At 38.9% G+C, this 21,570-nt stretch carries 17 protein-coding genes; 6 read left to right on the top strand and 11 right to left on the bottom strand.

Annotated elements, in window-relative coordinates; all coding sequences use genetic code 11:
- Nucleotides 1-214: 214 nt before the first annotated feature.
- Together dnaJ and dnaK are read right to left on the bottom strand one after the other, a co-directional pair.
- Nucleotides 215-1,339 carry a molecular chaperone DnaJ gene (gene dnaJ, locus RHO15_01550; protein ID WVD64222.1) on the bottom strand — a complete coding sequence of 375 codons (1,125 nt, stop codon included), beginning with the start codon at nucleotides 1,337-1,339 and terminating at the stop codon, nucleotides 215-217.
- Nucleotides 1,340-1,650: 311 nt separating this feature from the next.
- Complete coding sequence (gene dnaK / locus RHO15_01545) at nucleotides 1,651-3,561, bottom strand: molecular chaperone DnaK (GenBank protein WVD64221.1); 1,911 nt, start codon at nucleotides 3,559-3,561, stop codon at nucleotides 1,651-1,653.
- A gap of 299 nt (nucleotides 3,562-3,860) precedes the next feature.
- Between dnaK and satP the strand changes: the two genes are divergently transcribed.
- From satP to typA, 3 genes are all read left to right on the top strand, one after another.
- Entirely contained in the window at nucleotides 3,861-4,439 is a 579-nt protein-coding gene (satP, locus tag RHO15_01540; protein WVD64220.1) for an acetate uptake transporter, read from the top strand.
- 237 nt (nucleotides 4,440-4,676) lie between these two features.
- The gene (locus RHO15_01535; GenBank protein WVD64219.1) at nucleotides 4,677-5,726 is read left to right on the top strand and encodes an asparaginase; all 1,050 of its coding nucleotides are present in this window, start codon (nucleotides 4,677-4,679) and stop codon (nucleotides 5,724-5,726) included.
- A gap of 391 nt (nucleotides 5,727-6,117) precedes the next feature.
- The gene (gene typA, locus RHO15_01530; GenBank protein ID WVD64218.1) at nucleotides 6,118-7,944 is read left to right on the top strand and encodes a translational GTPase TypA; all 1,827 of its coding nucleotides are present in this window, start codon (nucleotides 6,118-6,120) and stop codon (nucleotides 7,942-7,944) included.
- Between the two features lie 86 nt (nucleotides 7,945-8,030).
- Here the strand turns inward: typA and serA are convergent, their stop codons facing one another.
- A complete protein-coding gene (gene serA / locus RHO15_01525; GenBank protein WVD64217.1) occupies nucleotides 8,031-9,272 on the bottom strand; it encodes a phosphoglycerate dehydrogenase in 1,242 nt (413 codons plus the stop codon).
- Between the two features lie 42 nt (nucleotides 9,273-9,314).
- A complete protein-coding gene (rpiA, locus tag RHO15_01520) occupies nucleotides 9,315-9,977 on the bottom strand; it encodes a ribose-5-phosphate isomerase RpiA (GenBank protein ID WVD64216.1) in 663 nt (220 codons plus the stop codon).
- 173 nt (nucleotides 9,978-10,150) lie between these two features.
- Here rpiA and RHO15_01515 point away from each other — a divergent pair, with 173 nt between their 5' ends.
- Together RHO15_01515 and cobB are read left to right on the top strand one after the other, a co-directional pair.
- Nucleotides 10,151-11,065, top strand: coding sequence for a LysR family transcriptional regulator ArgP (locus tag RHO15_01515; GenBank protein WVD64215.1), 915 nt, complete (start codon nucleotides 10,151-10,153; stop codon nucleotides 11,063-11,065).
- Between the two features lie 189 nt (nucleotides 11,066-11,254).
- The gene (gene cobB, locus RHO15_01510; protein WVD64214.1) at nucleotides 11,255-11,959 is read left to right on the top strand and encodes an NAD-dependent protein deacylase; all 705 of its coding nucleotides are present in this window, start codon (nucleotides 11,255-11,257) and stop codon (nucleotides 11,957-11,959) included.
- Between the two features lie 73 nt (nucleotides 11,960-12,032).
- On the opposite strand, the gene gss is transcribed toward cobB, so the two are convergent.
- The 4 genes from gss to RHO15_01490 all read right to left on the bottom strand — a co-directional run bounded on the left by gss (nucleotide 12,033) and on the right by RHO15_01490 (nucleotide 17,797).
- Nucleotides 12,033-13,913: a bifunctional glutathionylspermidine amidase/synthase gene (gene gss / locus RHO15_01505; GenBank protein ID WVD64213.1), complete on the bottom strand. Its 1,881-nt coding sequence runs from the start codon at nucleotides 13,911-13,913 to the stop codon at nucleotides 12,033-12,035.
- A 714-nt stretch (nucleotides 13,914-14,627) separates the two neighbouring features.
- A complete protein-coding gene (gene gltS, locus RHO15_01500) occupies nucleotides 14,628-15,845 on the bottom strand; it encodes a sodium/glutamate symporter (GenBank protein WVD64212.1) in 1,218 nt (405 codons plus the stop codon).
- Between the two features lie 570 nt (nucleotides 15,846-16,415).
- The gene (locus tag RHO15_01495; protein ID WVD64211.1) at nucleotides 16,416-17,093 is read right to left on the bottom strand and encodes a porin family protein; all 678 of its coding nucleotides are present in this window, start codon (nucleotides 17,091-17,093) and stop codon (nucleotides 16,416-16,418) included.
- 371 nt (nucleotides 17,094-17,464) lie between these two features.
- On the bottom strand, nucleotides 17,465-17,797 hold the full coding sequence (locus RHO15_01490) for a helix-turn-helix domain-containing protein (protein WVD64210.1): 333 nt from the start codon (nucleotides 17,795-17,797) through the stop codon (nucleotides 17,465-17,467).
- 146 nt (nucleotides 17,798-17,943) lie between these two features.
- On the opposite strand from RHO15_01490, the gene RHO15_01485 reads away from it, so the two are divergent.
- The gene (locus RHO15_01485; protein ID WVD64209.1) at nucleotides 17,944-18,579 is read left to right on the top strand and encodes an NAD(P)-dependent oxidoreductase; all 636 of its coding nucleotides are present in this window, start codon (nucleotides 17,944-17,946) and stop codon (nucleotides 18,577-18,579) included.
- 307 nt (nucleotides 18,580-18,886) lie between these two features.
- On the opposite strand, the gene RHO15_01480 is transcribed toward RHO15_01485, so the two are convergent.
- Genes RHO15_01480 through RHO15_01470 form a run of 3 tightly spaced genes read right to left on the bottom strand, consistent with a single transcriptional unit; the run spans nucleotide 18,887 to nucleotide 21,562 of the window.
- On the bottom strand, nucleotides 18,887-19,840 hold the full coding sequence (locus tag RHO15_01480; GenBank protein ID WVD64208.1) for an NAD(P)-dependent oxidoreductase: 954 nt from the start codon (nucleotides 19,838-19,840) through the stop codon (nucleotides 18,887-18,889).
- A complete protein-coding gene (locus tag RHO15_01475) occupies nucleotides 19,830-20,522 on the bottom strand; it encodes a WbqC family protein (GenBank protein WVD64207.1) in 693 nt (230 codons plus the stop codon). Before RHO15_01475 ends, RHO15_01480 begins: the two co-directional genes overlap by 11 nt.
- A 32-nt stretch (nucleotides 20,523-20,554) precedes the next feature.
- Nucleotides 20,555-21,562: a glycosyltransferase gene (locus RHO15_01470; protein ID WVD64206.1), complete on the bottom strand. Its 1,008-nt coding sequence runs from the start codon at nucleotides 21,560-21,562 to the stop codon at nucleotides 20,555-20,557.
- Nucleotides 21,563-21,570: the final 8 nt, after the last annotated feature.

Here is a 21,570-nt window from a genome sequence, read left to right as displayed (position 1 = left end):
CTCGAATGTCGAATGGATTCGAGCTTTTTTATTAGCCTCATTTTAGGTCAATCCCTATGCTTACCAGATGACATCCGGACAAAAGATCTTAACCTCAGTTCTTTGTCATAACGCCTAAGCGCCAGCTAATCGCCTTACTATCAGTTTGATAACTAACACGATAAAAAAAGGCCTGATATCACTATCAAGCCTTAAATTTCATCAAATAACCGTTTTAAAAAAACTTCTTCACTTTATCGAAAAAGCTTTTTGCTTTTGGGTTATGCTTTGAGCCTTTATCACTATTCAAGGTTTCACCCAGTTCGGTTAAGAGCTCTTTCTGACGAGCCGTCAGATTTACCGGTGTTTCCAAGATAATATGACAGTATAAATCACCAATTGCACTGCCTCTCAAGGATCTAATGCCTTTCTCACGCAAGCGTAATACTTTACCGGTTTGTGTTTCAGCTGGAATTTTTAAGCTGACCTTACCATCAAGCGTCGGTACTTGTACTTCGCCACCCAGCGATGCCATCACAATATTAATCGGGACTTCGCAGTGTAAATTGTTACCATCTCGTTCAAAAATAGCATGTTGCTTAACCTGGACTTGAACATAGAGATCACCGGCTGGTGCACCATTTTGCCCCGCTTCACCTTCACCACTTAGACGGATTCGATTACCGGTATCCACGCCTGCCGGTATTGATACCGATAAGGTCTTCGTTTTTTCGACGCGGCCATCACCATGACATTTCTTACATGGATTTTTAACCACTTTACCACGCCCGTGACAAGTCGGACACTCTTGCTGAACAGCGAAAAATCCCTGACGCATCTGCACCACACCCGCACCATGACAGGTAGGACATGTAGAGACATCAGAAGGCTTTTCCGTACCTACACCATGACAAACATCGCATTCAACCAGTGTTGGTACTTTAATCTCTTTACTAATTCCTTTTGCCGCTTCATCTAAGGTTAACGTGATGGTAACTTGTAAGTCATTACCGCGTGAAGCCGTCTGTTGCTGACCTCTGCCGCCGCCACCAAAAAACTCATTAAAGATATCACCGAAATCAGCGCCGCCAAAGCCACCAAAACCGCCGCCGCCACCGCCGCCAGCACCTTGTTCAAAGGCAGCATGACCGTATTGATCATAGCTCGCGCGCTTTTGCGCATCCGTTAAGACTTCATAGGCCTCTTTAATTTCTTTAAATTTTTCTTCAGCATTGGCTTTATCATCCTGATTTTTATCTGGATGAAATTTCATTGCAAGACGCTTATAAGCTTTTTTTATCTCGCGCTCATCGGCATCACGGCCAACACCTAATATTTCATAATAATCTTTCTTTGCCATCTCTCACCTAACTCATAAATTGAGACTATTACTGATCTCTACCTATGTGACTGATATTTGTATTTAATTGTGAATATTGTGTGTCAGCTATCTTATCATAGATTGACACCTAGACTAATTTTAACGACTAAGTGATTATGACGCCATCATAATCAAAAACTTCATATTCACAACCTTGCAACTTAAACATGATATTGATAACAAATATGATAAATCTATATACATATAAACGGGCTTGAGTTACCTCGCGCCCGTTTGTTATTATCGCTTTATCTCAAGCTGATAAAGAAAAGCTTAATCAGTAACATTAATTATTTTTTATCTTCATCAACTTCTTTAAAGTCAGCATCAACAACATCATCTTGTGCTGGCTGAGACTGTCCAGCATCAGCTTGCTGACCTTGCGCCTGTTGCTGGGCAATTTCAAGTAACTTTTTAGACGCTTCCACTAATGCCTGAACTTTAGCTTCAATTTCAGCTTTATCTTCACCACGAACAGCAACTTCTAATGCACTGACCGCGTCTTCGATAGCTTTTTTATCATCAGCAGAGAGTTTATCACCCGCTTCAGTCACTTGTTTACGTGTGCTATGCACTAAATGATCAGCTTCGTTTCGCACTTGCGCTAATTCAGCAAACTTACGATCTGATTCGGCATTCGCTTCCGCATCATTAACCATTTTCTGGATCTCTTCTTCACTTAAACCAGAAGAGGCTTTAATGGTGATGTTTTGCTCACGGCCAGTATTTTTATCTTTAGCTGATACATGTAAGATACCATCAGCATCGATATCGAATGTTACTTCGATTTGTGGCATACCGCGCGCTGCAGCTTGAATACCATCTAAATTAAATTGACCTAAAGATTTATTATCAGAGGCACGTTTACGCTCACCTTGTAAAACATGAATCGTTACCGCAGACTGATTATCTTCTGCTGTTGAGAATACCTGACTATGCTTAGTTGGAATCGTCGTGTTTTTCTCAATTAATGGGGTCATCACACTACCCATGGTTTCAATACCAAGTGATAATGGTGTTACGTCAAGTAATAATACATCTTTAACATCACCACCTAATACACCACCTTGAACCGCGGCACCCACTGCAACTGCTTCGTCTGGATTCACATCTTTACGTGGCTCTTTACCAAAGAAATCAGATACCGCTTTTTGTACCATCGGCATACGTGTCTGACCACCCACTAAAATCACATCCTGAACGTCAGAAACAGACAGACCAGCATCTTTTAACGCAGTTTTCACTGGTTCAATTGAGCGTTTAACTAAATCTTCGACTAAAGACTCTAATTTTGCACGTGTAACTTTAATATTTAAATGTTTTGGACCTGTTGCATCTGCAGTGATATACGGTAAGTTAATATCCGTTTGCTGAGCAGATGAAAGTTCGATCTTCGCTTTTTCAGCTGCTTCTTTCAAACGCTGCATTGCTAATGGGTCATTACGAAGATCAAAACCTTGTTCGCGTTTAAACTCTTCAACTAAGTAATTAATTAAACGTGAGTCAAAGTCTTCACCACCAAGATGCGTATCACCATTGGTTGCTAACACTTCAAATGTTTTTTCACCATCAACTTCATCAATTTCGATAATAGAAATATCGAATGTACCACCACCTAGGTCATACACTGCAATGGTGCGGTTACCGACATTTTTATCTAAACCATAGGCTAATGCTGCGGCTGTTGGTTCATTGATAATACGTTTAACATCAAGACCGGCAATACGACCTGCATCTTTGGTTGCCTGACGCTGCGCATCATTAAAATAAGCAGGTACGGTAATAACAGCTTCAGTGACTGCTTCACCTAAATAGTCTTCAGCGGTTTTTTTCATTTTTTTAAGCACTTCAGCTGAAATCTGTGGTGGCGCAATACGCTGACCTTTCACTTCAACCCATGCATCGCCATTATCTGCTTTAACAATTTTATATGGCATGATTGAAACATCACGCTGAACTTCAGCATCTTCAAAACGACGACCTATTAAACGTTTAATCGCAAATAAAGTATTTTGTGGATTGGTGACCGCCTGACGTTTAGCCGGCTGACCAACAAGAATTTCGCCATCTTGTGTATAAGCGATAATCGATGGAGTTGTGCGATCGCCCTCAGCATTTTCTAATACTTTTGCCTGACCACCATCCATCACGGCAACACATGAATTCGTTGTACCTAAGTCAATACCAATAATTTTACCCATAATAAAATTCTCTCCTAAAAAACTGTGATTCAATTATATCCTTTATATAAGCATGGTTTTTTATGTTTTCAAGTGGTAAAAAAAATTAATTTCAACTCACTTTTTATGCTTAATAAAGGAAAATACGCTGTTGGATTTAATATGAGGCTATAGATTGCATAACTCAAGGGGGTAAATTAAAATTTTTTTTCATTCAGCTATTGATTGCTTTACTATTGCCATTTATGATGCGCGCACTTAATCTTATAATTTAGATTATCAATAAACACCAACTTAAATTTAATAACGAAGGTTTAATCATGGAAACAACAAAATTAGCAAATCCAGGTCCTTTAGGCCTAATGGGTTTTGGGATGACAACAATCCTATTAAATATCCACAACGCCGGATTTTTTCCTGCGATGACAGCCATTGTCTCAATGGGTATTTTTTATGGCGGTTTAGCACAAGTTATCGCGGGTATTTTAGAATTCCGTAAAGGCAATACTTTTGGTGTAACAGCATTCACCTCATACGGTTTCTTCTGGATCGTATTAGTCGGTATTTGGTATATTCCAACTGCAGCAGCAACAGCTGAAACTGATCACACCTTTTTAGGTATCTTTTTAGCACTGTGGGGCATCTTTACTTTCTTTATGTTCTTTGGCACATTAAAAGCAAACCGCTGTTTACAATTTGTCTTTGCCAGCTTAACTGTCCTGTTTGCCTTACTCGCGATTGGTAACATTACCGGTAATAAAGCTGTGATTACCATTGCGGGCTTTGAAGGTATTATTTGTGGCGCAAGCGCATTCTATTTAGCCATGGCTGAAGTTGTGAATGAGCAATTAGGTCGCAACGTATTACCTATCGGCGCACCAAAAAACAGCAGCCACTAATTTATTTTAGACGCACCCTTTTTAGGGGATAAAAGCAAAAACTGCTATTGGTTTTTGCTTTTTTTATCGCCTTAATCAGCCATACTATCCGCGCAACTCTCTTCTTATTTATTATCACGCCTGTTCCTGAACACATTTTAGTTATAATCAATGTAAAATTTTATTTATCGATATCTCATTTATCCCATAATATGGATCGGCAGGTTATCTTATTGACTTATATAAAGGGACAAAAGAATGAAACACCATTTTTCAATTATCATCACATTAATGATATTTATTTTTATTCATACCACCGTCGCAGCACAAGCAGACACGGGCAAACCGAATATTACTATCTTAGCCACCGGCGGCACGATTGCCGGTAGCTCTGCAAGCAAAACCGACACTACCGACTATCAGGCAGGTTCACTCGGCATACAGACTCTTATCGACGCAGTCCCTGAATTAAATCATATCGCCCATATTACCGGGGAACAGATTGCCAACGTCGATAGTAACGATATCGATAATCATATCCTGTTGACGCTAAGCAAAAAAGTAAATCAACTTTTAAGTCAGAATCAACAAGGGGTTGTCATCACTCACGGCACCGATACCCTTGAAGAGAGCGCTTTTTTTCTCAGTCTGACAGTTAAACAATCGAAACCTACTGTCTTTGTCGGCGCGATGCGCCCTGCCACCGCAATCAGCGCAGATGGTCCGATGAATTTACTTGAGGCGGTCACACTCGCGGCATCACCGCAAGCTCAGCAACGTGGCACCATGGTCGTACTCAATGATCGCATTGCATCGGCATTTTATGTGACAAAAACTAACGCAGTTAGCAATGATACCTTTAAAGCTATCGAACAAGGTTATTTGGGACTATTTATTAATGGCCAACCAAAATTTTTCTATACGCCAGCCGCGCCTATTGACCAAGTCTATTTTGATGTCAGTCAGTTAACCAATCTGCCCAGAGTCGATATTATCTATGTCCATCAAGGACAAGATGCCACCCTCTTAAACGCGGCCATCTCAGCGGGTGCGAAAGGTATCGTTATTGATGCAACAGGTAACGGAAATATGCCTAAAGCGCTGGAAGAGGCGGTTGCAAAGGCCTTGACGAAAAATATCCCGATTGTGATTACCTCTCGCACTGGCGCGGGTTATGTCTCAAATAAAAAGCAAGGCATCAGTAGCGGATTTTTGAATGCACAAAAATCACGTATTTTATTACAACTGGCCATCGCAACTGGGGCTAATTTAACCCAGATTGAGACCTATTTCGATCATCAGCGATAGTGTTCAATCCACCACAAAACTATTTCAATATTATTTGAAATAGTTTTGTCATTATCATGAAAGTCAATACGTTACACCTATCCCCTCACAACATAGGTGAATATTATTTATCAAGATAGTATTCGCGAATCCTATTTATACTCAATTTTGCTCATTTTCTGACTTGATCAGGTAAAATCGACAGCTGAATAAAAATAACAACGTTAAGTGATGTATGAATAAACGATTTATTTTCAAAAAATAGACAGACCGGAAATGGCCGTTATGCGGCTATAATTTTAAAAATGAACGTAAAAGATAAGATAAATGACGATTATTTTGTGATCGTCATCAACATTTACTCAAAATCAGTGTACAATAACGCGCTTATTCTATTCTTGGAACAAATATTGTGATTGAAAATTTAAGAAACATTGCCATTATCGCACACGTCGACCATGGTAAAACAACACTGGTTGATAAATTATTACAACAATCAGGGACTCTCGGCGAACAGCGTGGCGATGAAAATGAACGCGTCATGGACTCAAATGCGCTAGAAAAAGAACGCGGCATTACTATCTTAGCTAAAAATACCGCGATTAAGTGGAATGATTACCGAATTAATATCGTTGATACCCCAGGCCATGCGGACTTTGGTGGTGAAGTAGAACGTGTGATGTCAATGGTTGACTCTGTATTGCTCTTAGTTGATGCAATGGATGGTCCAATGCCACAAACACGTTTTGTAACGCAAAAAGCGTTTGCTCACGGTTTAAAACCCATTGTCGTTATTAATAAAGTTGACCGTCCTGGCGCGCGTCCAGACTGGGTTGTTGACCAAGTGTTCGATCTATTCGTTAACTTAGGTGCAACAGATGAACAGCTTGACTTCCCAATTATCTATGCATCAGCATTAATGGGTATTGCTGGTAATGAGCATCAAGAAATGGCGGAAGATATGACCCCATTATTTGAAGCTATCGTGAAACATGTAGAGCCACCTAAAGTTGATCTTGATGGTGCCTTCCAGATGCAGATCTCTCAGCTCGATTATAACAATTATGTTGGTGTTATCGGGATTGGTCGTATTAAACGTGGTCGCATTAAACCAAACCAGCCCGTGACCATTATTGATGCTGAAGGCAAAAAACGGAATGCGAAAGTGGGCCAGGTACTGGGTCACTTAGGTTTACAACGTTTCGAAGCTCAAGAAGCTGAAGCGGGCGACATCATTGCTTTAACCGGTTTAGGTGAGCTCAATATCTCTGATACAATCTGCGATCCAAACGTGGTTGAAGCGCTACCAGCACTCAGTGTTGATGAACCAACAGTCACCATGTTCTTTAATGTGAATAGCTCACCTTTTGCCGGTAAAGAGGGTAAATATGTGACTTCACGTCAGATTTTAGAGCGTCTTAACAAAGAACTCGTCCATAACGTCGCATTACGTGTTGAAGAGACACCTGATCCAGATGCATTCCGCGTTTCTGGTCGTGGCGAGCTTCATCTTTCGGTATTAATCGAAAATATGCGTCGTGAAGGTTATGAACTTGCCGTATCACGTCCAAAAGTGATTTATAAAGAGATTGATGGCCGTAAACAAGAACCATTTGAACAAGTGACTATCGATGTTGAAGAGCAGCATCAAGGTCCAGTGATGGAAGCACTCGGTATCCGTAAAGGTAACTTAACCAATATGCAACCAGATGGTAAAGGTCGTGTCCGTTTAGACTATGAGATCCCAAGCCGCGGCTTAATTGGTTTCAGAACTGAATTTATGACAATGACCTCAGGAACGGGCTTACTTTATTCAACATTCAGTCATTATGATGATATCCGTCCAGGTGAAATTGGCCAACGTATCAACGGCGTACTGATCTCAAATGGTACGGGTAAAGCCTTAGAATATGCACTGCACAGTTTACAAGAGCGTGGACGTCTATTTATCGGCCATGGTGTGGAAGTCTATGAAGGTCAAATTATCGGTATTCATACGCGTTCAAACGACTTAACCGTTAACTGTTTAACCGGTAAAAAACTGACCAATATGCGTGCATCAGGCTCTGATGAATCAACCGCTTTATCACCACCAATCAAAATGACGCTTGAACAATCGTTAGAGTTTATTGATGATGATGAATTAGTTGAAATTACCCCACTCTCGATTCGTTTACGTAAACGTCATTTAACTGAAAATGATCGTAAGCGTGCTTATCGCGGTGGTAGTAAAGACTAATCGCAATCTGATTGAAAAAAACCGCAATACGTGCAAACGATTGCGGTTTTTTATTGCCTCATTGTCAGGACAATATCGATGTGCGATTAAAATAATAAACGTGCGCGAATCGTCCCCGGTACATTTTTGAGTTGAATTAACATCTGCTCAGCTTGTGATAATTGAATATTATCCACGTCGATCACCACATAGCCAATTTCAATATCAGTTTGTAGATACTGGGCAGAAATATTTAATCCTTGCTCAGCAAACAGCAAGTTGATTGAAGTCAGAATACCCGGCTGATTTTTATGAATGTTGAGGAAACGAGACACCCCTTTACTTGGAATCGGCAACGAAGCTTCTGGAAAATTCACTGCCGAAAGCGTTGAACCGGTATCAGAGTATTTACTCAGCTTACTGGCAACTTCCACACCGATATTCTCTTGCGCCTCTTCGGTTGATCCGCCAATATGTGGGGTTAAAATGACATTATCGAGTGGATTTAACGGGCAATCAAAAGGCTCACTGTTGGTTGCGGGCTCGCTCGGGAAAACATCAATCGCCGCGCCGCCAATTGACTGATCACACAGTGCCTGTACCAATGCCTCAATATCAACCACTTTACCTCTTGCCGCATTAATCAAGATAGCGCCTTTCTTCATTTTAGCTAGCTGCGTTGCCCCTATCATGCCTTTTGTCGAGGCATTTTCAGGGACATGCATGGAAACCACATCACTAATGGCGAGTAACTCATCAAGTGAATTGAGCTGTCGGGCATTACCTAATGATAGTTTCGTTTCAATATCATAGAAATAGACGTGAATCCCTAAGGCTTCGGCCATCACACTAACCTGACTACCAATATGACCATAACCAATGATACCTAAATTTTTTCCACGTGCTTCATAAGCGCCCTGCGCAATTTTGTTCCATTGCCCACGATGTGCTTTCGCATTCGCTTCTGGTACCCGACGTAATAACAGTATCAGCTCACCAATCACCAATTCAGCCACCGAACGTGTATTGGAAAAAGGCGCATTAAACACGGGTATGCCGCGTTTTGCCGCGGCCGTTAAATCGACCTGATTAGTCCCAATACAAAAACAACCAATCGCAGCAAGCTTCGGTGCGGCCGCAAGAATATCTTCGGTTAATTTAGTCCGCGAACGAATACCGATAAAACGTGCATCTTTCACCGCTGCTTTAAGCTCATCCGAACTTAATGCCCCTTTATGGTATTCTATATTATGATAACCCGCTTGCTTTAAAACATCGACAGCACTGGGGTGAATACCTTCCAGTAATAAAAATTTATTTTCGTCTTTTGTAAGTGATTGTACGGTCATCTTGGTAGCCTCATTTATTCCGGTTTTACAGCCATCCTATCATTAACGAGCATGCAACTCTTTGACACCATCAGCATAACCAACTAAAGCGACATCCGCTTTTCGATTGGCAAATAGTCCGACGGTGACAACGCCCGCAATTGAATTAATTTTATTTTCTAACGCAATCGGTTCACTGATGATTAAATCATGTACATCAAGAATAACATTACCATTATCAGTCACGACACCTTGACGATAAATAGGCCGGGCCCCCATTTTAAACAGCTCTCTGGCGACATAAGAGCGCGCCATCGGAATCACTTCAATTGGTAGCGGGAACTGACCTAATACATCAACGACTTTTGATTCATCAACAATACAGACAAATTTTTTGGCAATCGCCGAAACAATTTTTTCACGGGTTAACGCTGCGCCGCCGCCTTTAATCATCTGCATGTGATAATTAATTTCATCAGCACCATCAACATACACACTTAAACTATCGACTTCGTTACAATCAAAAACTTCAATGCCATAACTGGTTAATTTTTCTGTTGAGGCTTTCGAACTGGAGACTGCACCCACAATCTGATCTTTAATCGAAGCTAACGCATCAATAAAATGCGACGCGGTTGAACCGGTTCCTACCCCCACAATAGTACCAGGCTCAACAAACTTCAATGCCGACCAACCAACGGCCTTTTTCAATTCATCTTGTGTCATCGTTTTCCCCATTGACTAAAATATTAAAAGCAATATCTTTAAAGATATGGCATAGTAACAAATTGAGCAATAAAAATAACATGATCCTAAGTGAAAAGATTAGCCAATAAAATTTTTCACTCATAACCACATTATTCGCAATGTAGCAAACAGGTCTCAATTAAGGTGTACCCATGAAACGTCCAGATTATCGAGCCTTACAGGCATTAGATGCCGTGATTAAAGAACGGGGCTTTGAACGTGCCGCTGAAAAGTTGTGTATCACGCAACCGGCTGTTTCACAACGTATCAAACAACTTGAAGGTTTTTTTGGGCAGCAGCTCTTAGTCAGAACAATTCCGCCCAAAGCAACTAAGCAAGGTGAACATCTACTAGGATTACTGCATCAAGTTGAACTGCTTGAGCAGCAGTGGTTAGGTGATGGCAGTAATACCTCAACCCCCCTTTCATTATCGATTGCAACCAATGCTGACTCGTTAGCCACTTGGTTACTACCCGCTTTAAAACCAGTGATGGATAAAAATACGCTACGCTTTGAAATGCAGGTAAAAGACGAAGAGCATACCTTAGATATGTTACGTTTAGGTACAGTTGTAGGTGCAATTAGTATTCAGCCACAGCCATTACCGGGCTGTTTATCCAACCGTTTAGGTGCATTAGATTATATTTTTGTTGCTTCGCCTAGTTTTGCACAGCAATACTTCCCTAACGGTGTCACGCGTTCGGCTTTACTCAAAGCACCCGCAGTAGCCTTCGATCATCTTGATGATATGCATCAGGCTTTCTTACAAGAAAACTTTAATTTAGCGCCGGGCAGTGTAACTTGTCATATCATTAACTCATCTGAAGCCTTTGTGCAGTTGGCTAAACAGGGCTCTGCTTGTTGTATGATTCCGCGTTTACAAGTAGAAAAAGAGCTTAACGCCGGTGAGCTGATTGAGTTAACGGTCGGCCTTTATCAACGACGTATGCTGTATTGGCATCGTTTTGCCCCAGAAAGCAGCATGATGGTCGCCATTTCACAAGCCTTAATTAACTATACGCAAAATATGCTATGGCAACCTGATATTGATAATGATGCCGAATAGCGTAAGAATTTGATATCATTAAACTACGCTATCACAGCCTATTTGTTTGTGTGATGTGATAAACGCGAATTTGGTGTGCTGAGTGGATAGCAATCCGTATTTAGCTTAAATGGATACTCAGACTCGCTTAATTTATGATCTCCATCAACCCTAAATAGAACCCTAAACAGCCCCATTCAGGAGTCTGATATGCTTTTACCCAAAATCGTTATCCTCACCGGTGCTGGTATTTCTGCGGAATCAGGTTTGGCCACTTTTCGTGCTGAAGATGGGCTGTGGGAAGGTCAGGATGTTAATGATGTAGCAACCTATGAGGGCTATCAGCGAAACCCGGTATTCGTGCAACAATTCTACAATCGCTTAAGACGCCAATTACAAACCGATCAAATCAAGCCCAATCTTGCTCATCAAGCATTAGCCCGATTAGAACGCTATTTTGGCTCAGATAATGTCTTACTCGTCACACAAAATGTGGATAACTTACATGAAAGAGCGGGTTCACAAAATATTATTCATATGCATGGTGAATTACTCAAGGCGCGTGATGAACAAACTGATGAAGTGATCGCCTGCTATGAAGATATTGATCCGATCCTAACCCCAAATCTGCGCCCACATATTGTCTGGTTTGGTGAAATACCGTTAGAAATGGCGCGGATCTATCAGGCTTTGGCAAAAACCGATTACTTTATTTCGATAGGGACTTCCGGCCATGTTTATCCGGCAGCCGGCTTTGTACAAACTGCCCGAGAACATGACAGTCAAACCATTGAATTGAATTTAGCCCCCAGCTTAGGGCAAAATCTGTTTGAAACCAAAATCTATGGCCCGGCGACCCAGGTCGTACCAGACTTTATCACACAGCTAATCGAACAGTATCCTAGCGCCGATTAAATCTCAAAATAGACACGATTTTAATACCGCCTCAATTTCTCCCTGCGGTAATCGTTACCGCAGGGCCATCCATTTACTGCTGAATAAAGGCTTGATCATCTAGTACAAAGAGCGGCTGCATATCGCTTTCGCCCTTAATCACTAAATTTCGGTCTGAGCGTAAGCAAGTCCCGCCATAATGCCCCCCCACCGTAAACGTACATAGCTGTACATAACGATCGGCAACCTTCGGTAAACACCATAACTGCTGATAAATATTTTCCTGTCGATCAAATTGGCCAACCGTTTTGTCCAGTACTTGCTCGTTATTACTGACCAGTTCAATATTGAGGCCACGGCGACCGGCAATCGGTTTAACCGCATAGCCATGACTGACTAACTCAGGATTGAGCTCGAAACTAGCCTCTAATAAATAGCGATGATTCGGAAATAGTGACCATAATACGGGTAAAATCGCCTTATTGCTTGGAATCACTGTCCATAACGGTTCAAACACATTAATTTCTGGGCGCAGTAAAACATCGATTAAACGCACTTTATTTTCAGGATGCCCAGTTCGAATTGGCGGCGCTGAAATACGTGCTTCACTCTCTTCACGCAGCTGTTCTAGTACTGTCTCCCACGCCCAGGTTTTCCAGACACAATTGACTAAACGGTGATCAGCATCAACTAACTGGCCCTGTTTATCCCAGTATAGATCATCGAGTCCATGTAAAATTTTCGTCTCAAAACCAGCTTGATTCAATGCTTTCTGCATAAACAGTGCATGGTAATTCTCTTCCGCATCATTATCTTGCATGATATGCACAAAAGGCTTCGCATCGCTATGTTTCCAGGTATCAATCAGTGCATTAAGCAGCATTTTACCTGCATTTACCCCTTCGATTATCCCGACTTGCTGCGCCCACTTTTCGATAATGATGCCGGTTTCGGTGTGACATGAGGCGGAATCGGCATTATATTCATACGCTTTTAAACCTCGCTCGTCCATACAAAAATCTAAGCGGCCAGTAATCGTTTGATAACGACGAGAACGCCAAGATAATCTCATCCGCGGCCAAAGAATCTCTGGAATATTGAATTTCCGTAAGAGATTATCATCCTGTAAGACCTTATTCGTCGCATGTAAATACATTAAATGCAACTCATTGGTGGCCCGTATAAGTTCTTGTTCAGCACTGTCAGCGATCGTGAAATAACGATAGGGATCATCATGATTAAGTGCATGTCCGTTCGCATTAATATAAGCCAGCTCAATCGGATTTTGTTCATTAAGCCAAGTATCGGCAAGCTGACCATGATCGGGGACGCATCGGCTCTCAATCGTCATATATTCAGGCGGTGTTACCGGCTGAGGTAAGCTGTAAGTCGTGTCTTCGGTCTGAATCATCCACCCCAAAATAGTCGTATCATCAAAAGTATCTTGTAGATAATAGCCATCATCGGCAACCCGCATCGGCAACTCACGGCTCCATTGTTGACCCACCGGCAAACGGCGATGAATGACATTTTGCTCAGCAATACGTACCCGGTCATCTAAAACTTCGGTGATAATGGCTACATGGCCCGTTCGTTTAAAGAAACCCCCGTCCTGCCAAATAAGTAACGCGCCAGCAGAAGGCATTTTTTTACTACCATTATTATAGGCTTGTAGCGGTAATAATACTTCATTCGCAATTTGACGTAAAAAACGTAGTGAAAAAATTTCGTGAGCCATACCGACATCGGTAAAAACCATACCATAGTTGAGATACAAGAAACGTCTGGCAAATTCAACGCATTGCCACTTATACCCCATATACTCATGACCCACATAACTACGAAATGAAGCATCATCCGGATAATCGTCTGCACATGCCGATGCATAGTCAGAGGAATAAATGGCCACACCACCAGGCGCATAACCGAGTAGCGTACCGAAAGGTTCATGTGTATTGGTTGTATCAACGGACATAACAAAGCCTTTTTATGATTAAATCAATGAATACTGGATGATAGAGAAGGAAATTCATGGCGTAAAGCGCTACCAAGCTGTATTTAGTATACCCTTATCACACTGGTTATCAAATAAACGTACCCATACATAACGATTTTGCCAGAGAAATAAGTCAACATATCAATCGATCACGATCTAAGCGCCGCTTAGTTTTATTTCCAGAGAAAAAGGATCAAGTACTTTAGGCTATTTATTTAATCTTTAATCATAGATCAATTTATTGCTGATAACCAGATGGTCTACTAAAAACGGCCTAGCTAAATGTGCGAAATAACAGTAAGCTCTATTTAATCTAGCATATCTTACTTTTAGTGGGACGCATGCAGAAGATAGCGCCACACCATCACTAAAGTACAGTTTTTTTGTTTAAAAGCCGTTATTTCAAGGAAAAAAGTAATTTAGTATCATCATAAGCGAATTAATTGACTGCATCATGATAATATTAAGCCAACTAAAGTATCCAATTAGCACAACAATGATACTAAAGTAATATCAAACCGTTGTTCACTGATACTCATTCAAGTCATAAAGACTATTCTCGAAAAACAGCATAGTCTGCTGGCAAAATCACAATCAATAGGCAACACCCAGTCACCACGATTAAAATCATCCATCGTTATCTCAAATAACAAAAATTGCTTAAAAACGCGTTTTTTGTAGCTAAATAATGAGTTAGTTAAAAATCGGCAGCCATAAAAAACCTTTAATCACAACGGCATTGACCAGATCAATAAAGAAGGCTCCAACCATTGGCACAACAATAAAGGCAACCGGCGCCGGTCCATAACGGTCGGTCACCGCCTGCATATTCGCAATAGCCGTCGGCGTTGCACCCAGTCCAAAACCACAATGGCCAGCGACTAATACCGCGGCATTGTAATCACGGCCCATCACACGATAAGTGACAAAAATCGCATAAAGCGCCATCACGACTGTTTGCACAGTTAAAATCACTACCATCGGTAAAGCTAAGTTGGTCAGCTCCCATAATTTTAAACTCATTAAAGCGATGGTTAAAAATAGCGATAAGCAGACATTACCCACCACCGATACCGCCCGCTCAAAGAGATTATAACCGGGAATAAAGGCGATCACGTTATTGAGTACCACGCCAACAAACAGGACACACACAAAGGAGGGTAACTCAAATATCGATCCTTTCAAGAATCCAGCGATATAATTACCTAAGCTCAAGCAGATAGAGAGCATAGCGATGGTTTCGATTACCGCATAAGCACTGATAGCTCGTCTCACTTTCGGCTCTTCAAAGGCGGTTAAATTATCAGCGCTGGCTAATGGATCAGATTCGGTTGATGGCTGACGGCGCTCCACTAAAAAACGCGCAATCGGTCCACCAATTAAGCCGCCTAAAATTAAGCTCAGTGTTGCACAAGCCATCGCAACCTCAAGTGCTGACGCATAATGATATTGATTAGCAAAGATTTCGCCCCAGGCAGCGCCAGTGCCATGCCCACCAGATAACGTAATTGAACCAACGAGTAACCCAAGCAGCGGATCTTCGCCAAGCAGGGTCGCCAGTCCAATGCCTAAAATATTTTGTAGAAACAGTAAGCCGATGACCACGATTAAAAATAGCACTATCATGCGGCCACCAAGCATTAATTGCCGAACATTGGCATTCAGACCGATACTCGCAAAGAACATCAGCATAAGCGGTGAAGTCATATCGCCATTAAAATTAATCTGTATATTCAGATAGAGCTTCACAAAGAGCAAGATAACCGCAACTAAAATGCCGCCGACCACCGGTGCAGGTAAAGTAAATTGTTGAAACAGACTAATACGATTAACCAGCACGCGTCCAAATAAGAGCACCAAACAGGTACAGACTAAAGTGTTGTAGATATCAATGTCGATAATTTGTGTCATATATTTTTTTATACCTATGGCTGTTGTCGTGGCACGCGGGTTATTCGATGGGTGGTTAGATGATGATAATGATGTATGTTATTTGACTGATAACGCAATGAGTTGGCTGAGCAAGTCATAAAAATCGTCGCTGACATTTTTAGCCAACGTCAAAGCGCCAATAATGCCAAGCAAATCCAGTAAAGTGCCTTAAAAAACCCGCCTGTAATGTAATAAATGGTCATTAGGTTGTCAATTAAAAGCGCACTATTGGTATGAATACCTATTTTTTGCTGAAAATCACAGCAGATATCCATTCAATCGATGAAAATAACATCGAAATTAAATTTAATGAAAAATCATCGCGTAAAAAATCCGTATCGATAGCATCCAATATGGAGACAGCTGAGTTGAATAGTAAAAACGGTTGGATAGTGATATTTAACCATAAAAAAACCAGCTTGCGCTGGTTTGTTATTGGTCTTATCTTCAGAAAATTTTCAACAATTCTCTAATATTTACTTTCATTAATGACATGCTCAGCATTGAGAGATACAAATTAAATTGCACTCAACGTGATATCACGCAGTATTAGAATGTGTAACGAAGACCCACACTTAAATCATGACTACGTAATTTAGCCGAGAAATTATCTGTATAATTTTTACCATCACTCTCGGTATATTTAATTTTACCACTATCCAAATAACGATATTCAACATTCGCAGTTAGGTTATCGTCAATTTTGTAACTCACACCCGCCATACCAGCCCAGGCAAATTTATTTTTAGAGAATGAATCGTCCGCTTCATTAAATTTATACTTATTAAAACTCATACCCAAGCCAATACCGACATAAGGGGTAAAATCAGAACTATTATAGAAATCGTAATAGTTATTCACCATTAAAGTTGAGTTTTTAATTTTAAAATGGCTATCATAAGCCCCATCTTCAGAGTCTAAAAATGCGGTTTTAATTTTGGCATCAGAGCGGTAGGTATAATCCAACTCACTTCTTACCGGTACTTGATATAAAACGTTAAAATCATAACCAACACTGGCACCAACATTGAACGTTGTTTTGGTTTTATTTTTTATGGAAAGATTTTCAGGCTCACCTACTGCAAATGAAGAATCAACATGTGCCGCTCTTGATTCCATCAAACTTGCCCCCAGTTTACCGCCGACATAAAAACCAGTATCAGCAGCAAATGCTGAAGCTGAAACTGCGGCTAGTGCTACCACGGTTGCTAAAGAAGTTAATTTCATTTTATTTTCCTTATCATTAAAATTATATTTACTTTAAATTGGTCATATCGGTTATAAATGACTTATCTTGTGCTCGTCAAAGTACGACAGATAAAACAATCAAAACCGCTATAGACTTAAAAAAATCCAATTAAAGTCCAAATTATTATCTTGCAAGCATGTAAAAAAAACAACCCAAAATAAGTAAATTAACACCGGAAAATATCACGCTTGTGGCAATTCAATATACGTCTATGCTATATTTTTACAAGATGATCTTGATAGATGATAAATAGCATTGATATCGATTGTAAGTAGGAACCAATCAATTATCGATGTTAGGTACTATTTTTAAAACAAGCGAAGAGGAAACTAAAAATACTTATTGATGATCAGATTTCAACCTGCTTCTTGTACGCTTCTCCCCATTGCCACATCGCATCATGAACCTGTTTTAAGCTGTGGCCAACGTCAGTTAATGAATACTCCACCTTTGGTGGTACTTGCGCATAAACCTGACGATTGAGCAAACCATTCTCTTCCATCATCCGCAAATGCTGTGTCAACACCTTCTGGGAAATCCCATTGAGTGATTTTTTAAGTTCACCAAAACGCTTAGTGCCGGTAAGCAGCTCTCGTATAATTAACACTTTCCATTTATCACCCATCAGCATTAACGTCATTTCAACCGGACAAGCAGGAAGATTTTCATTCAATATAGACATCGATATCCTCTTTTAATTTACCATTAGTTTCCTAATAGAAACTATACCACTATTAGGTACCTACTTTACAATAGAAACTGCAGGTACTAAGCTGAGTATAGACCAAGATAAAAACAAATCAACTGAGCATAGCGAGGAGATATCAAATGAAAATTGCCGTTATTGGTGCGAGTGGTAAAGCTGGCCAATTAATCATGAAAGAGGCACTTGCCAGAGGACACGAAGTCACTGCTGTGATGCGTAAAGCGACCCAGCCGATAGATAAAAAAGCACATTCACTCATCAAAGATCTATTTGATTTAACTTATGATGATTTAAAAAATCAGGATGTGATTATTGATGCCTTTGGTACCTGGTCGCCTGATTCACTCCCCTTACATCAAACCAGCTTAAAATATTTAGCTGATCTCTTAAGCGAGCAACCCAATCGATTACTCGTCGTCGGAGGAGCGGGCAGTTTATATGTAAATCAGGCACATACACTGCGTCTGGCCGATTCACCCGATTTTCCTGATGCATTTAAACCATTAGCATCGAGTATGGGCAAGGCGTTTGATGCATTAAAAAAACGTAATGATGTCAACTGGACATATCTAAGCCCGGCCGCTAACTTTGTCGCAGATGGTCAACGAACGGGTCATTATATGATAGGCCATGACGAGCTATTAACCAATCACAAAGGTGAAAGCCAAATTAGCTATGCTGATTATGCGATTGCGATGATCGATGAAGCCGAAAATGCCCAGCATATTCGTCAACGTTTTACGGTGGTGGCAGAGTAATATCGTTAGAAGGGATTAAATCTATCTTTTGCCAAGGCAGGATATACACTATTCTGCCAGTCAGCGATGAGATAGAATTAATCTTGAAGGTAAATCAGTCAATATTTTTGGGGAAATCAATAATGTGTCAAAGTGTACTTTGATAGTAATATCATTAATAGTATATTTTTTAACATAACAATAAGCAAAATACTCTCCAACAAAATCGTCAATATTTTTATTTTTATATGCAATTTAGTTAAATTAAATATTCTTCTATCGACGTGATTTATTGAGGGTATAAATGATATAACTAATCATCTATATATTATTTAATAAATTTTAAATTCTTTTTAATATCAATCAGCATATTTCTTAAATTATATTTTGGTTCATAACCAAACACTTTTTTTGTTTCAGTCATATCAAAAGTAAAATTGGGTTGAGAAGGTTTTTCTTCTAAAAATATTTTTCTACAATTATTTTTTGTCGAAAAGACTTCAATTATTGTATCGACCAAATTATCTAAACTTATCGGATTACCGGTGCCAGCATTAAAAATGCCCTGAGCTGAATCGTGCTCAATTGCAAGAGAAATCAAACGGGCAAAATCTTTTATATAAGGCATATCTTTCGCATTATTTATATCGCCCCATACCTCAATTTCATTTTTTGTCATCACATTTTTTATCATTCTAATATATGCTTTTGTTTTTATTTCCCCATTAACATAGTAGTCAAATTTATCATCATAACAATAGACTGTTGGTATTCTAAAAATTATAGTTTGTAAATTATATTCTTGATGATAATGCTCAAGTAACTCACAAGCTGCAACCTTAGAAATAGAATAAATTGAGTGATCACCAGTATAATTAAGAGATGCAGGACCGTTCGCTTTTATTGGAACACCACTATAAAAATGGTCGTATCTATCAGAAAAAGTCATAATATAAATTAATTTTTTTATTTTATTCTTGCGACAATATTCCAAGACATTCAAAGTACCATTAACATTTACATCTATATATTTTTTAGGATCATAACCTTTCATAGTTGCTGGCATAGCACCAGCGATTAATATGACACAATCAAAGTCAACTTCTAGTGAGCTGAAATCAGCTTGATTTGTTATATCTAATTTTAAAAAACTTATATTTTTCAAGCTTTTTTGACTATTTAAATAAGTTCCCGTTATTTCATATTGAGAATAAATTTCATTACAAATACCTTCACCAAGACTACCTGATGCGCCGATCATTAAAATTTTTTTATTTGACATTATACTTTCCTAATAGCTTGATTATTTCTTTACAGGATAGATTCATCAATAAATCAATCATTGATAAATTAGGGATAAATAAATCACTATTAAATTGCTGATATTCAATTGATGGAGGCATAATAAATTTCAGTGAAATGCCATATTCATGGAATTCATTTTTATCATATAAATGTTCACCACCAATAGTATTAACATAAATTTTTGAATTGTATATTTTACAAAAATGATATAATTTTTCTTTTGCTGATAACGATCTATTATAATTAAGATTAGAAGTATAATCATATTTAAATTCAATATTCAAATATTCAAAAACTTTTATAATTGACTGAGATGCTAAGTGAGCAACATTTCTGTTGTCTGACTTAAATACATCTTCAATCATGGGGTACACATCTGAAAAATAGGGAGACTTTGAATAAGATTGCTTGATTGCAATTAAAATTTTTTTATCATTATCATTAAAGATTAAGCTATTTATTTTAGAAAAACTGGACGCACTATTTATAGGTAAAGAAAAACGTTGTATTCCATTTTTTGTTAAAATGTAATTTCTATTTATATAGCCATTTTTAATATAATTAACATCATCATAAAATAAAAACATATCACTACAATATGCAAGTTGATAATAACCCAAATAAGGGAAAAGATAGGGTTGCATAACCGCCAGAGTCATCAGAATACCTTTTATGAATGTTTGATTAACTACTATCTTAAAAACAACAAAATAAATGTGAATATATAAATAACACAAGATAATATAACTAATTTTTTATACTTATTATATTTTTTCTTATATTGGAGCGCTTTTATTTTAGATTTATCATACCCACTAGCGATAAATCTTTCATATAAAATAGGATAACGTTGACTGAACTCTTCGATTTTTTCAAAGCGACAATGCTGTAAAAAAGCGATAAGCGTTTCATAAGTAAAAAGTATAATTTCTTTTTGCTTATCACAATTAAACTGTTTTTCAACAGCTTGATAAAAAGCAATTAATCTAATACCGTGATCAATATAAAATTTGTTCGATTTATCCCTTTCCCACCAGATACCGCCTTGATGTCTTCGATAGACTGACATTATATCTAAATGGCAATGGATTCTTCCTTTTTGGGCATGAAGTAAATGTAAAAACCAGTCACCAGGTATAATACCACTTGGAAATAATGATTCGTTATCTTTCAAAATCCAACGATACATCACAGAACTTGTTGAAATAAAATTATATTTTAATAATTCAGCTAATCCTAGAGTTTGACGGTTAAGCACTTTATAATCCGATGGAAAAACGTTAGGTTCCACTGAATGATCTTCATATATTTCTTTAACTGGATGAAAACAGAGATAAACATCCTGATTAGCATCAAGAAAATTTACTTGTTTCTGAAGTTTGAGTGTATCTATCCAATAGTCATCACCTTCACACATAGCCACATACTCCCCGGCGATCCGAGGAAAGTTAAATTTTTTACTTATTGATTCACCTTTTGAGAATTGATTTTCAGTTTGGAATATGGGTTTAATTAAATTTGGATATTTTTCTTGGTATTCTCGGATAATATTTGCTGTATTATCTGTTGATGCATCGTCATGAATTAATACTTCATATTCAAAATCTGTTTTCTGAGCAATAAATCCATCTAATGTATCTCGTATAAATTTTTCATGGTTATAAGTAATACATAAAATTGATAATTTTATTTTTGACATTTGCTTCA

It is taken from the genome of Orbaceae bacterium lpD01, from assembly GCA_036251705.1.
Taxonomy (GTDB): domain Bacteria; phylum Pseudomonadota; class Gammaproteobacteria; order Enterobacterales; family Orbaceae; genus Utexia; species Utexia brackfieldae.
This window is presented reverse-complemented; position numbering and strand designations above follow the sequence as displayed.